Annotated in this window: 13 protein-coding genes; 6 read left to right on the top strand and 7 right to left on the bottom strand. The window is 68.5% G+C overall.

Going from position 1 to position 14,041, the window contains the following annotated elements:
* Positions 1–38: 38 nt before the first annotated feature.
* Entirely contained in the window at positions 39–2,261 is a 2,223-nt protein-coding gene (locus tag VFG40_RS05130) for a polysaccharide biosynthesis tyrosine autokinase (protein ID WP_324895583.1), read from the bottom strand.
* Between the two features lie 30 nt (positions 2,262–2,291).
* Complete coding sequence (locus VFG40_RS05125) at positions 2,292–2,765, bottom strand: low molecular weight protein-tyrosine-phosphatase (RefSeq protein WP_324895581.1); 474 nt, start codon at positions 2,763–2,765, stop codon at positions 2,292–2,294.
* Between the two features lie 727 nt (positions 2,766–3,492).
* On the opposite strand from VFG40_RS05125, the gene VFG40_RS05120 reads away from it, so the two are divergent.
* On the top strand, positions 3,493–4,590 hold the full coding sequence (locus VFG40_RS05120) for a polysaccharide biosynthesis/export family protein (RefSeq protein ID WP_324895578.1): 1,098 nt from the start codon (positions 3,493–3,495) through the stop codon (positions 4,588–4,590).
* Between the two features lie 224 nt (positions 4,591–4,814).
* Positions 4,815–5,174: a UDP binding domain-containing protein gene (locus VFG40_RS05115; RefSeq protein WP_324895576.1), complete on the top strand. Its 360-nt coding sequence runs from the start codon at positions 4,815–4,817 to the stop codon at positions 5,172–5,174.
* 12 nt (positions 5,175–5,186) lie between these two features.
* Here VFG40_RS05115 and VFG40_RS05110 read toward each other — a convergent pair whose 3' ends face one another.
* The gene (locus VFG40_RS05110; RefSeq protein WP_324895574.1) at positions 5,187–5,516 is read right to left on the bottom strand and encodes a Rieske (2Fe-2S) protein; all 330 of its coding nucleotides are present in this window, start codon (positions 5,514–5,516) and stop codon (positions 5,187–5,189) included.
* Between the two features lie 93 nt (positions 5,517–5,609).
* Between VFG40_RS05110 and VFG40_RS05105 the strand changes: the two genes are divergently transcribed.
* The 4 genes from VFG40_RS05105 (at position 5,610) to VFG40_RS05090 (ending at position 9,305) form a co-directional block, all read left to right on the top strand.
* Positions 5,610–5,876: a hypothetical protein gene (locus tag VFG40_RS05105; RefSeq protein WP_324895572.1), complete on the top strand. Its 267-nt coding sequence runs from the start codon at positions 5,610–5,612 to the stop codon at positions 5,874–5,876.
* Between the two features lie 98 nt (positions 5,877–5,974).
* The gene (locus VFG40_RS05100) at positions 5,975–6,874 is read left to right on the top strand and encodes a methylated-DNA--[protein]-cysteine S-methyltransferase (protein ID WP_324895570.1); all 900 of its coding nucleotides are present in this window, start codon (positions 5,975–5,977) and stop codon (positions 6,872–6,874) included.
* A gap of 32 nt (positions 6,875–6,906) precedes the next feature.
* The gene (gene yedA / locus VFG40_RS05095) at positions 6,907–7,815 is read left to right on the top strand and encodes a drug/metabolite exporter YedA (protein ID WP_324895568.1); all 909 of its coding nucleotides are present in this window, start codon (positions 6,907–6,909) and stop codon (positions 7,813–7,815) included.
* A gap of 77 nt (positions 7,816–7,892) precedes the next feature.
* Positions 7,893–9,305: a short-chain fatty acid transporter gene (locus VFG40_RS05090; RefSeq protein ID WP_324895566.1), complete on the top strand. Its 1,413-nt coding sequence runs from the start codon at positions 7,893–7,895 to the stop codon at positions 9,303–9,305.
* Positions 9,306–9,410: 105 nt separating this feature from the next.
* Here VFG40_RS05090 and VFG40_RS05085 read toward each other — a convergent pair whose 3' ends face one another.
* The 4 genes from VFG40_RS05085 to VFG40_RS05070 form a co-directional block, all read right to left on the bottom strand.
* Positions 9,411–10,733 (bottom strand): ABC transporter permease, encoded by a 1,323-nt coding sequence (locus VFG40_RS05085; protein WP_324895564.1) that lies wholly within the window; start codon positions 10,731–10,733, stop codon positions 9,411–9,413.
* A gap of 13 nt (positions 10,734–10,746) precedes the next feature.
* Positions 10,747–11,910, bottom strand: a complete 1,164-nt coding sequence (locus VFG40_RS05080) for an ABC transporter permease (protein ID WP_324895563.1) — start codon at positions 11,908–11,910, stop codon at positions 10,747–10,749.
* Between the two features lie 11 nt (positions 11,911–11,921).
* On the bottom strand, positions 11,922–12,608 hold the full coding sequence (locus tag VFG40_RS05075; RefSeq protein WP_324895561.1) for an ABC transporter ATP-binding protein: 687 nt from the start codon (positions 12,606–12,608) through the stop codon (positions 11,922–11,924).
* Between the two features lie 64 nt (positions 12,609–12,672).
* The gene (locus VFG40_RS05070; RefSeq protein WP_324895559.1) at positions 12,673–13,911 is read right to left on the bottom strand and encodes an efflux RND transporter periplasmic adaptor subunit; all 1,239 of its coding nucleotides are present in this window, start codon (positions 13,909–13,911) and stop codon (positions 12,673–12,675) included.
* Between the last annotated feature and the right edge of the window lie 130 nt (positions 13,912–14,041).

The following is a 14,041-nucleotide window of genomic DNA, read 5'->3' as shown; positions in this document are numbered from 1 at the left end:
ATGCGTGCCGCTCCTTTATGAGGTGATCGCCCGCGCCCTCAGGCGCCGAGCGGAACTTCCGCCGGCGTGCTGCCGTAGGCGTAGTAGGCGTAGGTGTAGTAACCGGCGCTGCGCTTCTCCACGGCATTGAAGATGGCGCCCTTGATGGGCACGCCGTTCTGCTCGAAGCGCTGCCGCGCCAGCGCGATCTCGCGCGCCTGGTTCACGCCGAACCGCACCACCATCAGGCTGGTGCCGACGTGGTGGCCGATCACCGCCGCATCGGTCACTGCGAGGATCGGCGGGGTGTCGATGATGATCAGGTCGAAGCGGCTCTTGAGCTTCTCCAGCAGCGCGCTGAAGTTCGCGTGCATCAGCAGCTCCGACGGATTGGGCGGAACCTTGCCGCGGGCGATGAAGAACAGCTTGCCGGCACCATCGACGTTGCGCACCGCATGCGGCAGGTCGATCTGGCCGCTGATCAGCTCGGACAATCCTTCCTCGGGGCGGCCACCGACGGCGTTGTGCAGCGTGCCCTTGCGCATGTCCGCGTCGATCAGCAGCACGCGCTGCCCGGCCTGGGCCACCACCACGCCGAGGTTTCCGGCCACAAACGACTTGCCCGCCCCGGGGCTGGCGCTGCTGATCATCAGCAGGTTGTTCTTCGCCTCCATGCGGGCGAAATGCAGGCTGGTGCGCAGGCTGCGCAGCGCCTCGGTGGCGATGTCGTCGGGCGCGCGCAGTGCCAGCAGGTTCTGCTTTGCACCCAATCGCCGCTGGCGGCTGCGCGGCACTGCCGCAGGCATCAGCTCGCTGTGCGGAATCGACACGTAGACGGGCAGTCCCAGCCGCTCGATTGCGGCCGGATCTTCGATGCCCCGATTGAGCATCTGGCGCAGGAACACGAAGCCGACCGCCAGCACCCCGCCCAGCACCGTACCTGCCAGCACCACCAGGACGCGTTGCGGCCACACCGGCTGGGTGACATCGGTGGCGGCACGGTCGATTACCCGCACGTTGCCCACCGTGCCGGCGCGGGCGATGTCCAGCTGCTGGGCCTGGTTGAGCAGGCTGGTGTAGGTCTGGTTGCTCACCTGCACATCGCGGGTCAACCGCAGCAGCTGCTGCTGGATGTCCGGCAGCTTGCCCACCTGCTTCTGCAGCGTGTCGCGCTTGGCTTCCAGCTGGCCGATCTGCTGCTGCAGCGCCTTGTAGGCGGGATGCTGCGGGGTGAAGCGCTGCTGCATGTCGCTCATCTGCATGCGCAGCTGCTGCAGGCTGCTCTCGATCGACACGATCTGGTCGAGCACGCCCTTGGTCTGCAGCGTGATGTCGACCGAATGGGCCTGGGTCTGGAAAGCATTCAAGGCCTTGGTCGCCTGCTCCAGCTCCAGCCGCACGCGCGGCAGCTGGTCGCGCACGAACTTCAGGCTGTTGGCGGCCTCGGCCGAGTTGCGGTCGACGTTCTGGCGCACGTAGAGCGCCGTGACCTGATCGAGAAAGCGGGTGGCCCGCTGCGGGTCGCTGTTGTCGTAGGTGACCCGGATGATGCCCGAGTCCTTGCCCTGTTCAGCGGCCACGAGGTTGGCCTGCAGCCGGCCGATCAGCACCAGCGACGCATGCCGCACCACGTCGAAGCGCATGCCCGGGTTGGCCTGCATCGCCTGCACCTGCATGGTGATGCCGCTGGCCGACTCCGGCTGACCGACCCGACCCGACAGCAGGGTATTGCCGTCGTCGTCGGTGAGCACGTAGTTGCCGTGCTCGCCCGCCACCACGTGCAGCGGCTGGTCGAGCAGGCTCGGCGGCACGTCGAGCTGGAAGATCTCCAGCTGCGAGCCGCCCCAGTCGTAGCGGTTCATGCCCGCGACCGGCGCGGCCACCTCGCCCGGGCGGGTAGGCGAAAACCGGCGCGCCATGAAGGCGCCGAACAGCGGGAAGTGCTCCGGCTTGACGTCGATGTCCAGGCCCAGGTTCTGCACCGCCTGGCCTACGGTAGAGCGCGAGGTGAGCAGCGCAATCTCGGTCACCGCCTGCGAGGTGGAGGTACCGAGCGTCTGGCTGAGATCCTGCAGGCCCGGCAGGCTGGGCGTCTTCGGCTCAACCTGCACCACCGCGGTAGCGCGGTAGACCGGCGTGGCCAGCACCGCGTAGAGCACGCTGGCGATGGCGAAGGCCGCGGTCACCGCGATGATCAGCCACTTGTGATCGAGCAGCGTGCCGAGGATGGCGCGCAGATCGATGTCGTCGTCGCGCGATGAGAACGTTTGCCGGGTAGTCATGGGTGCCGTTCCAGAAAATGAAAAAGGGACTTACAGGTAGCGCAGCCAGCTGCCGACGCCACGATCGATCTGCTCGTACACGCGCTCGAAGAACGGGCGCGACTGCAGGTGCGGGTCCGGCACGTCGCGGGCATCGAGCCACTTGCGCAGCAGGAACACCTTGCCGCTGGCTTCCGGCGCCAGCCGGGTCGCCGCGTGCACGTGCCTGCGCTCCATCGCCAGCACCAGATCGGCCTCGCGCAACATCGACAGCTCGAGCTGTCGGGCGCGGTGCGAGGAAGCGTCGATGCCGTGCTCCTTGAGCAGCGCGGCGGCGTGGCCCTCCGGCGGGTATCCCACCATCGCGCCGAGGCCCGCGCTGTCCACCTGGATGCCGCGATCACGAAGCCGCTCGCGCAGCAGAAACTCCGCGATCGGACTGCGGCACACATTGCCCACGCAGATAATCAAAACCTGCTGGAACATGCTGCCGCCCGCGCGATCCGCCACATCCTTTTCTGCCACTGCCGCCACTCCCGATAAACGGCGCAATAATCGGAGCGCGCCATATGTGCGGTAATGCACGCAAGCAATGAAGGCGGTAATGACATACCGACCCATCCATGCGACATCTGTTTTCCGCACGTCCATAAGTGATCCCGATCCATTTCGCCGCGTCAGACCGCGCCACATCGACGCACAGATCCCGGCTCGCCATGCCGGAGCGGGCCATTTAACCTGCGTGACGGCCCACAAGGAATAGCACCAGAGCCAAAAAGGCCGGATTCTTACAAGCCGTTACATTCCCCCGGGACGGGTTACTCGCCGTTACAAACGGTTACCAAAAAGGAGGATGCGGCGGGCTTACAATCGCCTCCTTTTAATAATGGCCACCGCCGCTGTTACACGCCTGACATGATTCACGCTCGTGAAGAAGATGGCGCCGATGTAACACGGTTTATTCACGAAAAAATGTGGAATTGGCGGGCCTACTTTCGCGGCGTGAAAACCACGTTTTTATGCAGCGGCCATTAATGGTTCGCGACGGCTTTTTATCGGCCGCCGTTTATCCGGCCTCTGCTGAGTTTCATCAGTTGCTGGCGCACGCGCGTGTCGTCAGCGACGCAAGGGAACAGGACGTTCGCACGATGCACCCCGTGCAGGTGCGTATGCGTCCGCCCGCTACCTTGCCCCGTCCGGGGCACGGTCATCCATGGCCCGTTCGCGGGCACTGCCATAGAAGGCCACGCTCATGAAAAGCTTTTCCCTGGTTGGACTCATGCTGTCGGCGCTGCTGCTGCACGGTTGCGCGATTGCGCCCGGGCAACGCATGTCCGCCGACGCACTCACCCACGGCGACGCTCCCGAAAGCGGCCACGTGCAGCTGGTGCAGATCACGCCCGATCTCGTCTCCAGCCCGGCCACCGACAGCCGTGGCGAGGCGGTACCCGCCGCGCTGACGGAGTATCAGCCCAAGGCCTACCAGATCGGCCCCGGCGACACCCTCTACATCACCATCTGGGACCATCCCGAGCTGACCTCGCCGGCCGGTTCGCAGCAGCAGACCCTGCCCAACGGCCGCCTGATCCGGCCCGACGGCACGTTGTTCTACCCGTACGTGGGCACCATCAAGGCCGAGGGCATGACGGTGGAGGAGCTGCGGCAGGTGATCAGCAAGAAGATCGCCGCCTACGTGGATGATCCGCAGGTGGACGTGAGCGTGATCGGCTACGGCAGCCAGCGCATCACGCTCGAAGGCGCGTTCGGCAAGACCGACCCGCAGGCGATTACCGCGGTGCCGATGACACTGGGCCAGGTGGTGGGTACGGCGGGTGTCGACGCCGAGCAGGCCGACCTCTCCGACCTGGTTCTCACCCGCGACGGCCAGGACTATCACCTGGATCTCAACGCGGTCGGGCCGCGCTCGGCGCAGGGCATCTACCTGAAGCCCGGCGACCGGCTGTTCCTGCCTTACAACGACCAGCGCGAGGTTTACGTCATGGGTGAGGTGATCCGCCCCCAGGCGATCCCGTTCAAGACCTCCAGCCTCACGCTCACCCAGGTGATCGGCCGCGCGGGTGGGTTGAACCCGGTGACCTCCGACGGACGCGCCGTCTATGTCATCCGCGGGGTACAGGATCTGGCCCGCGAACCGGCCAAGGTGTACCACCTCAACGCACGGTCGCCGGCGGCCTTCGCGCTGGCGGACAACTTTCAGGTGCATGCGGGTGACGTGGTGTTCGTGGGCCCGGCCGGGGTTACCCGCTGGAATCGCGTGCTGAGCCAGTTGCTGCCGCTGTCGGGCATCGTGGGCAATGCCGCGCTGACCAACCAGCGCCTGGGCAACTGATCGCACGAATGACGGATCCGCGTCCATCGCCTGATGGACGCCCCCCACGCCCTGCCTGCGCCGCGTACGCATGCTCCTCGGCATGAGCCGACCGGCAGCAGGCGATCACGGCGCAGGCGGTGGCGACCGCGGCGTTGGAACCCTCGCCGTCGGCCGCGGCCCGGCGCGGGGCCGGCTGCGACGCTGCCGTGCTTTTGGGCTGACGCCGGCGGATCCGCATGGAGATGAGCTTCGACGGCTTGGGTCGGCTCGCGCATTCTGGTGCCGGGGTGACGTCCAAGGAAGACTGCCCGGACCTGCGCAACAGGCACGCCACCGATATCGTTGGCGCGCTCGCGGCGGCGCATGCGGGCATGGATGTCCATGATCCCCGGGCCGATGCCGAGGAAGCCGAGCGCAAGCTCGGCCTGCGGCCGCTGGCCGCGCCGGAGCTGGGCGCCTACGACGCGATCGTGCTGGCCGTGGTGCACCGGCAGTTTCCGGCGATCGATGCTGCGACGATTCGCGCATGGGGCCGCGAGGCCTGCACCATCTTCGACATCAAGAGCGTGCCGCGCGAAGCGCTGGCAGACGCGCGCCTGTAGCGCGCCGCTCGTTCATTCGGCGAGCCGCACCTCGCCGTCGCGCACGGTCACGGGCACCCGCCGCAGGCTCTGGCCCCGACACGGGCCGCCCACGCACCAGCCGCTGGACGCAGTGAAGCTGGCTCCGTGCGCGGCGCACACCAGAGCGCCCTTGCTCAGCAGGAACTTGCCCGGCGCCCAGTCAAGCCGCCGGCCGGCGTGCGGGCAGATGTTGAGATAGGCGTGCACCGCCTCGCCACGGCGCCAGACGATCAGATTTTCTTCGCCGTCGGGCAGCGCAGCATCCACTGCAATTGCCTCGCCGTCCGGGATGTCGTGCAACCGGCACAGCGGGGGCGACATCTCGTTTCTATCCATCGGCACTTGTCCCGGAGGCGTGAAGGCCTCATCGTTGCACGCGTAAGTCGTTGATTTTACCACACGGATTTTTAACACATGCGCTTCGTACTGCCTGCCACGCGTCGCTCCCGCCATCCGCTCGCCCGCGCCGTTTCGGTGATTCTGGGCCTGGCGGTGGTCGGCGTACTGATGGTTTTCGGCCTGGTCGTCGCCGGCGTGCTGCTGGTCGGTGGCGTGGTGCTGCTGGCGATCCGTCAGTGGAAGGCCCCCGCACGCCCGGCCCCGGCGCGCCCGGCCGCGCGCGCGGAAACGCTGGAAGGCGAGTTCGTGGTGCTGCATGACGGCCATCGCGCCGCGCACTGAAGCTCACCTCCCCAAGCACCTCGCCGCGCAAGATCCGGATGGTCGGCACGTGCCCGCCTGCGTAGGCTGAGCCGCATCCAGTCGAGGATGCCACCCTCATGCCCCGTCCCGGTACCGACCTAGCGCTAGAACAGGTGCGCGCGCGCATCGAGCAGTGCGACACGCTGCCGACCCTGGCCAGCCTGGCCGCACTCGCCGAACTCAGCCCGTCCCACCTGCAGCGCGCGTTTCGCCGCCGCTACGGCGTGAGCCCGGCCGAATACCATCGGGCGCGCCGTTTCGACCAGCTCAGGCACGCGCTGCGCCAGGGCAGCGCGGTGACCGACGCGGTATACGCCTCCGGCTTCGGCTCCGGCAGCCGTGTCTACGAACACAGCGATCGCCTGCTCGGCATGACTCCCGCCAGCTATCGGGCCGGTGGCGCCGGGGCGAGCATCCGCTACACCATCACCGCCACGCCACTGGGTCAGTTGCTGGTCGCCGCCACCACGCGCGGCCTGTGTACGGTGTCGCTGGGCGAGGACGGCGCAACGCTGGAGTCACAGCTGGCGCAGGAGTTTCCGCGCGCCGCGCGTGAGCGCGTCGATGTTGGCCGCGAGGAGTGGCTGGACGCCGTGGTCGGGCGGATCGCCCACGAACTGGGCTGGAGCGAGGCCGAAGCGCCGGCGCTGCCGCCGATCGATATCGCCGCCACCGCGTTCCAGTGGCGGGTCTGGCAGGCGCTGACCCGGATTCCCGAAGGCAGCACGCGCAGCTACGGGGCACTGGCCGCCGAACTGGGCGTGCCGAAAGCCGCGCGCGCCATCGGCCGCGCCTGCGGCAGCAACCGCCTGGCGCTGATCGTGCCGTGCCACCGCGTGGTGCGCGAGGACGGCTCGCCGGGCGGCTGGCGCTGGGGCGTGGAGCGCAAGGTGCAACTGCTTGCCCGCGAACAGGCCGCGTCGCGCCCCGGTGCTGCCGGCAGCGCCTCTCGTGCGGCGCGTCGCGCTCGCGGATAATGGCGCCCTTCCCCGCGCGACACCTCCCCAGCATGTCCCAGCCAGCTTCTGCGTCCACCGTGCGCGGCCCCGTCGACGAGCGTGTGCTGATCCCGCTTGCCCTGCTCGCGCTCTACGTGATCTGGGGATCGACCTATCTCGGCATCCGCTATGCACTGGAGAGCTATCCGCCGTTTCTGCTGGCGGGGGTGCGCTTTCTCGGCGCCGGCGTGTTGCTCTACGGCTTCCTGCGCTTGCGCGGCCTGGCCGCGCCGTCCGCGCGGCAGTGGCAAAATGCCGCGTTCACCGGCGTGCTCCTGCTCGGGTTCGGCAATGGGCTGGTGTGCTTTGCCGAACAGCGCGTGAGTTCGGGCATCGCCGCCGTGGCGGTGGCCAGCATGCCGCTGTTTGCGGCGCTGTTCGCGGGCCTGTATGGCCAGTGGGCGACGCGGCGCGAAACGATCGGCCTGCTGATCGGGTTCGCCGGCGTGGTGGTGCTGAACCTCGGCAGCGGGTTGTCCGGTTCGCGCATCGGCGCGCTGGCCTTGATCACCGCGGCGATGTGCTGGGCATTCGGCTCGGCCTGGAGCCGCCGGCAGGACATGCCCGCCGGCCCGATGAACACGGCCGCGCAGATGCTGTGCGCCAGCGTGGCCCTGCTCGGCGTGGGTTACGCCGGCGGCGAGCACCTGCCGGACCACCCGACTGTGCGCGCCACCGCGGCGGTGGTCTATCTGGCGCTGTTCGGCTCGATCGTGGCATTCACCGCCTACCTGTACGTGCTCAAGCACGCGCGCCCGGCGGTGGCCACCAGCTATGCCTACGTCAATCCGCCGGTCGCCGTGTTGTTCGGCGTGCTGCTGGCCGGCGAGCATGTCGGACCGTTCGACCTGGCCGGCATGGCGGTCATCCTGCTGGGAGTGGGCGTTATCACGCTGGCGCGGCAAAAACGCGCCGCCTGACCGCGCCGACGGCCTGCGCTTGCCCGCGCCGCCAACGGCGCGCCACCATGCCCGCTCCCATCGCAGGAGGCCGGCGCATGTCCCACCCCAACGAAGGCATGCTGGCCCGCGCGGCGCTGCACTGCGCCGCCTGGTCGGAGCGCTGGTTTCCTGATGCATGGGTATTCGCCGCGCTTGGCGTCGCCCTGGTCGCCATCGCCGCCATGAGCTTCGGCACCACGCCGGTGGCCACAGTGCGGGCGTTCGGCGACGGCTTCTGGAGCCTGATTCCGTTCACCATGCAGATGGCCTTCGTGGTGATCGGTGGTTACGTGCTGGCGACCGCACCGGTGGTGGCGCGCTTCATCGACGTGCTGGCGCGGGCGCCGCGCTCCGGCCGCGGCGCGGTGGTCTACGTGGGCCTGGTGAGCATGCTGGCATCGCTGCTCAGCTGGGGCTTCTCGCTGGTGTTCGGCGGCCTGCTGGTGCGCGCGCTGGCGCGGCGCGGCGACCTGCGCATGGATTACCGCGCCGCCGGTGCGGCGGCCTATCTCGGGTTGGGCGCGGTGTGGGCGATGGGGCTGTCCTCGTCGGCCGCGCAGCTGCAGGCCAACCCCAAGAGCATGCCGCCGGGCCTGCTCGGCATCACCGGCGTGCTGCCGTTCTCGCAGACGATCTTCCTGTGGCAGTCGATCGTGCTCACCGCGGCGCTGATCGGCGTGTCGCTGCTGGTGTGCTGGTTCACCGCGCCGTCGGATGCCAACGCGCGGGTGGCGAAGGATTTCGACGTCAGCGATGCGCCACTGCCTGCGCTGCCGCCGCGCACGCGACCGGGCGAGTGGCTGGAATACAGCCCGCTGCTGTCGCTGGTGATCGGCCTGCTCGGGCTGGGCTGGCTGGCCCGCGAATTCGCCAGCCAGCCGGTGCTCGGCGCCATCGCCAATCTCAATACCTACAACCTGCTGTTTCTTACCCTGGGCCTGTTGCTGCACTGGCGTCCGCGCAGCTTTCTCGACGCGGTGGCGCGCGCGGTGCCGAGCACCGCCGGCGTGCTGATCCAGTTTCCGCTCTACGGCGGCATCGCCGCGCTGCTGACCAAGGCCACCGGCGCGGACGGCCAGACCCTGGCGCATCACCTGTCCGGCCTGTTCGTGCGGGTGGCCTCCACCGACAGCTTTCCCGCCGTGATGGGCGCGTACTCGGCGGTGCTCGGCTTCTTCGTGCCGTCCGGCGGCGGCAAGTGGCTGGTGGAGGCGCCTTACGTGATGCAGGCGGCGAACGACCTGCATGTGCACCTGGGCTGGGCAGTGCAGGTGTACAACGCTGCCGAGGCGCTACCCAACCTGATCAACCCGTTCTGGATGCTGCCGCTGCTGGGCGTGCTGGGGCTGAAGGCACGCGACCTGGTCGGTTACACCTTCATGCAGTTGCTGGTGCACGTGCCGCTGGTGCTGGGGCTGTTGTGGTTGTTGGGTATGACACTGACCTACATCCCACCGGTCATGCCCTAAGGCACGAGGAGTGGGGAGCGAAAAGCGAGGAGTGAGAGAAAGGGCAGTCAGCGGGCCCGGCCGACGCTCTCTCTATTCTCACTCCTGCCCACGCACTCCCTGCCCTCAGAGTTCGCGCAGCGCCGTCGTCACCGGCAGCCGCGCCGCGCGTACGGCGGGGAACAGCCCGCCGACGAAGCCGATCGCCATCGCCCACTTGATGCCGGTCCACAGCAGCTGCGGCGACACCTTGAACTGGAACACCACCTGGCTGAAGTTCGAACCCAGGGTGGAGGCGGTGTAGCCGTTGAAGATCAGCCAGGTGACGAGGCCGCCGAGCAGGCCCCCGAGCAGTGCCAGCAGCATGGTCTCGAGCAGGATCGACACCACTACCGGCACGCCGCGAAAGCCGATCGCCCGCAGCGTGGCGATCTCGCGCGCCCGCGCTGCCACCGCGGCGAACATGGTGTTGAGCGCACCGAAGATCGCGCCGATCGCCATGATGCTGCCCACCGTGATGCCGACGATGCGGATCACCTTGGTCAGGCCCTCGGACTGCTTGGCGAAATACTCGCGCGTGGTGGTCACGTCCACCTTCAGGCGGGGATCGCTGACCAGTGCAGCCTTGAACGTGTCGAACGCCTTGGGCGAGGTCAGCCGCACGGTCACCGACTGCGCGCTGGAGCCGCGACGATAGGCCGAGGCGACGGTCTGCTTGTCGCCCCACAGCTCCGAATCGTGCGAATCGCCCGCGGCGAACGCGCCGACCACCGTCCAGGCCTGGCCCGCCAGCCGGATCTGCCTGCCGACCTCCAGCCCGGCGAACTGCCGCTGCGCCCCCTGCCCCACCACCAGTTCGCGCAGACCCGGCTGGAAGCGTCGGCCCTGGGTGATCTTCACGTTGGGACGCAGTGCCCAGGCGGCGTCGCCGACGCCCCGGATCTGCACGTTGGCATCTACCGTCGGGTCGCTCTTCTTGGGCAGATTGGCCACCACCGAGATCTCCGCCGAGGCCACCGGCTTGCCGTCATCACCCTTGGCCACGCCGGGTGCCTGCTCGATCACGTCGACGTTGTCGCGCTCGAGCACCGAGTTGAGCTCCGCCGCCGAGCCGCCACGCAGCACGATGGCGCTGTCGTCACTGCCCGTCTGTTGCAGGGTGGCGGCGAAGCCGTCGCCCATCGCCAGCATCGCCACCAGCACGCCGACCACGCCGGCAATGCCGATCACGATCACCGACGAGGCGCCGAGGCGCTGGCCCAGCGTGCTGATGCCCACGCGGGTCACCGACAGCGTCTGGCGACCGCGCCGGGTGAGCACCAGCCAGAGCGCCAGCACCAGCGCCAGCACGCCGACCGCGGCCAGCGGCAGCCGGGTCCAGACCAGGAGGACGGCAGCGAGCAACGCAAGCAGGCCGAGATTGCCGAGGAAGCGCAGGAATTTCTTCATGATGGAGTTCTCCTCAGCGGCCCGCGAGGGCGTCGACGATATTCAGGCGCATCGCGCGCAGCGCCGGCAACGCGCCGACCACCAGACCGATCAGCACCATCAGCCCCACGCCCAGCGCCCAGCTGGTGGCGCCGACCGGCGGCAGGTTGACCATGCCGCCGCTGCCCTTGCTCACGCCGGGCGCCAGCACCGCGGCGATGCCCAGCCCGATCACCCCGCCGAGCACCAGCAGCAGCACCGATTCGGCCAGCACCATGCCCAGCACGCTGGGGCTGGAGAACCCGATCGTCTTGAGTACCGCCAGTTCCGAGGTGCGCTCGCGCACCGCCTGCGCCATGGTGTTGCCGGTGAGCAGGATCAGGGTGAAGAACACCGCGCCCATGATCGCCGTGACAATCAACCCGATGTCGCCCAACTGCTTGGCAAACGAGGCGCTGAACGCCTGCTCGGTCTGGGTCTTGGTTTCGTGGTCGGAATTGGCCGAGATGTCGTCGATCGCCTTGGCCGCGCGGTCGGCATCATCGGGATTTGCCAGCCGATCGATGTACCAGCCCATCTCGTGGCGCGAATACAGGTTGGCCTCGTCGAAGTATTTCCAGTGCAGCAGGAACAGCTGGTCCATGCCGTTGGCCGCGCCCTCGCCCACGCCATAGATGCCGACGATGTCGAACTGCCAGGTCTTGTCGCCGTTCTTCTGCGGGAAGATGGTCGACTGCAGCGGGATCTTGTCGCCCACCTTCCAGCCGTACTTCTTCGCCAGCAGCGGGCCAATCACCACGCCGGTGCGGGTCTCGTCGAACGCCTTGCGCTGCTCCGGCGAGAGCTTGATCTCCGGATAGACGTCCAGGTAGTTCGGGCTCACCGCATAGCTGAAGACGAAGTTCTTCGGATCCTGGTAGATGCCGCCGAACCAGTTGGCATAGGCCACGTCGCGCACACCGGGTACGGCGGCGATGCGCGAACGCAGCGACTGCGGCAGCGACTGAATGATCGAGTAGCGCGAGGAGGTGATCAGCCGATCCACCCCGACGATGCTCTTGCTGCCGCTGTCGAAGGTGGTGCGCACGGCGTCGAGCATGCCGAACAGCAGGAACGCGGTGACGATCGACACCAGCGTCAGGAAGGTACGGGTCTTGCGCCGGAACAGCGCCGCCCAGATCAGGTGCAGGTATTTCATCGCCGCCTCCTTCAGGCCGTCGCCTGTTCGACCAGCGAGCCCTTGTCCAGGTGCAGGATGTGGTCGGCGTATTCGGCCGCCTTGGGGTCGTGGGTCACCATCACGATCGTCTTGCCGTGCTCGCGGTTGAGCGTGCGCAGCAGGCCGAGCACATCCTCGGCCGACTGGCGATCGAGGTCGCCGGTGGGCTCGTCGCACACCAGCAAGGTGGGATCGGAGACGATGGCGCGGGCGATCGCCACGCGCTGCTGCTGGCCACCGGACAGCTCGCTGGGCTTGTGCGAGGCACGGTCGGCCAGGCCCACCAGCTGCAGCGCGATGGCCGCGTTCTTGCGGCGCTGCGCGCCGGAGAGCTTGGTCAGCAACAGCGGCAGCTCCACGTTGCGCTGCGCGCTGAGCATCGGCATCAGGTTGTAGAACTGGAAAATGAAGCCGACATTGGCAGCGCGCCACTTGGCCAGCGCGCCGGCGCCGAGCTGGTCGATGTGCTGGCCGCCCACGGTGATGCTGCCGGCACTGGGCGAGTCGAGCCCGCCGATGAGATTGAGCAGGGTGGTCTTGCCCGAGCCGGACGGGCCCATCAGGGCGAGGAAGTCGCCCTCGCGGATCGCCAGGTTCACGTGGTGGAGCACCTCCACCTTCTGCTTGCCGCGCTCGTAGACCTTGGCCAGGTCATGGATGTCGATCAACGTTGCCATGCTGCTTCTCCTGCGTGGATGACGTGGCACGTGCAGGCCCCGGCACGGGGGCCCGCGGGCGCTATCAAGGGGTGGTGGACGTCTGGACGGCGGAGCCGTCGCGCAACGCGGCCGGTGGCGACAGCACCACGCTCTCGCCGGCCTTGACCGCCTCCGGCAGCAGGCGCAGGTCGCCGTAGGTCTGGCTGGCCGGAGTTACCAGGCGCTGGCGCGCAGTGGTGCCCTCGACCACGAACACCACGCTGTGACCGTCGCGCTGGACGATCGCGCCGGCCGGCACCAGCACGCCGCGCGGTGCGCTCGCGGCGGCGCGCGGCGCCTGGTCGAGAAAGGCCACGCGCACGCCCATGTCGGGCACGATGCGCGCGTCGCGCTGCTCCAGCGCCACGCGCACCTTGATGGTGGCCTTGCCGCGGTCGGCCGCCGGCACGATCGCGATCACGTGCGCCGGGATGGTCCAGTCGGGGTAGGCATCGAGCACCGCCTGGGCCGGCATGCCCGGCTTGACGCGGCCGATGTAGGCCTCGTTGACGTCGACCTCGATCTCCAGCGAATCCATGTCCACGATGGTGCCCACGCCGGTGCGGGTGAACCCGCCTCCGGCCGACAGCGGCGAGACGATCTCGCCGACCTGGGCAGCCTTGTCGGTAACCACGCCGGCAAACGGCGCGCGCACCACGGTGTAGTCGTAATCGACCTGGGCCACGCGTGCCTGCGCCTGCGCCGCGGCGGCCTGGCGCTGTTGCGCCTGCAACTGCGCGGCGTAGCTGGCCACCGCGGTGCGGGCCTGTTCGGCGGCCTGGGTGGAGACCAGTCCGCGCGCAACCAGGGCGTCCTGGCGCCTGGCGTCGGCGCGGGCCTGCACCAGCTGCACTTGCAGCTGCGCAACCTGCGCCTGGGCCGCCTGCGCGCTGGCCCGCGCGGCCTCGAGATTGGCGCGGTAGCCACTGTCCTCGAGCCGCGCGAGCACCTGGCCCTTGTCCACGTGGTCGCCCTCCTCGATCAGCACCTCGGTGAGCGTGCCGGTGATCTGCGCCGACACCGTGGCCTGGCGCCGGGCGGTGATGTAACCGGTAGCGTCGAGCACGGCGCCGGCCTCGCTGTGGCTCGATGGGGTGACCGCGGCGGCCGTCTCGACGGCCAGCGGGCGATGTCCCATCCACCACCAGCCGCCGATGCCCAGCAGCACCAGCAGCACCAACAGCGCGCCCGCGATCCACGGCCAGCGCGGTGCGCCACGCCCGGCGTCCTCGCGATCGTTCCGGTCGATCCGCAGTTGCTTCAACAGATCCGCGTTGTCCACGTGCTCTCCCCGGCCGGCCCACCCCGGCCGTCATGACGACAGCTTGCAGTGTGCGCCCATCGCCCGGCAGCGGCGGCGATCAGCCATCGCTGGTGACAGCTGTCATTTGCTCCGCGCGCCGGTGGCGCGC

The organism is Dyella sp. (genome assembly GCF_035685805.1).
In the GTDB taxonomy this organism is placed as follows: domain Bacteria; phylum Pseudomonadota; class Gammaproteobacteria; order Xanthomonadales; family Rhodanobacteraceae; genus Dyella_A.
The sequence above is the reverse complement of the archived record's forward strand: the minus strand, read 5'-3'. Positions and strand labels throughout refer to the sequence as shown.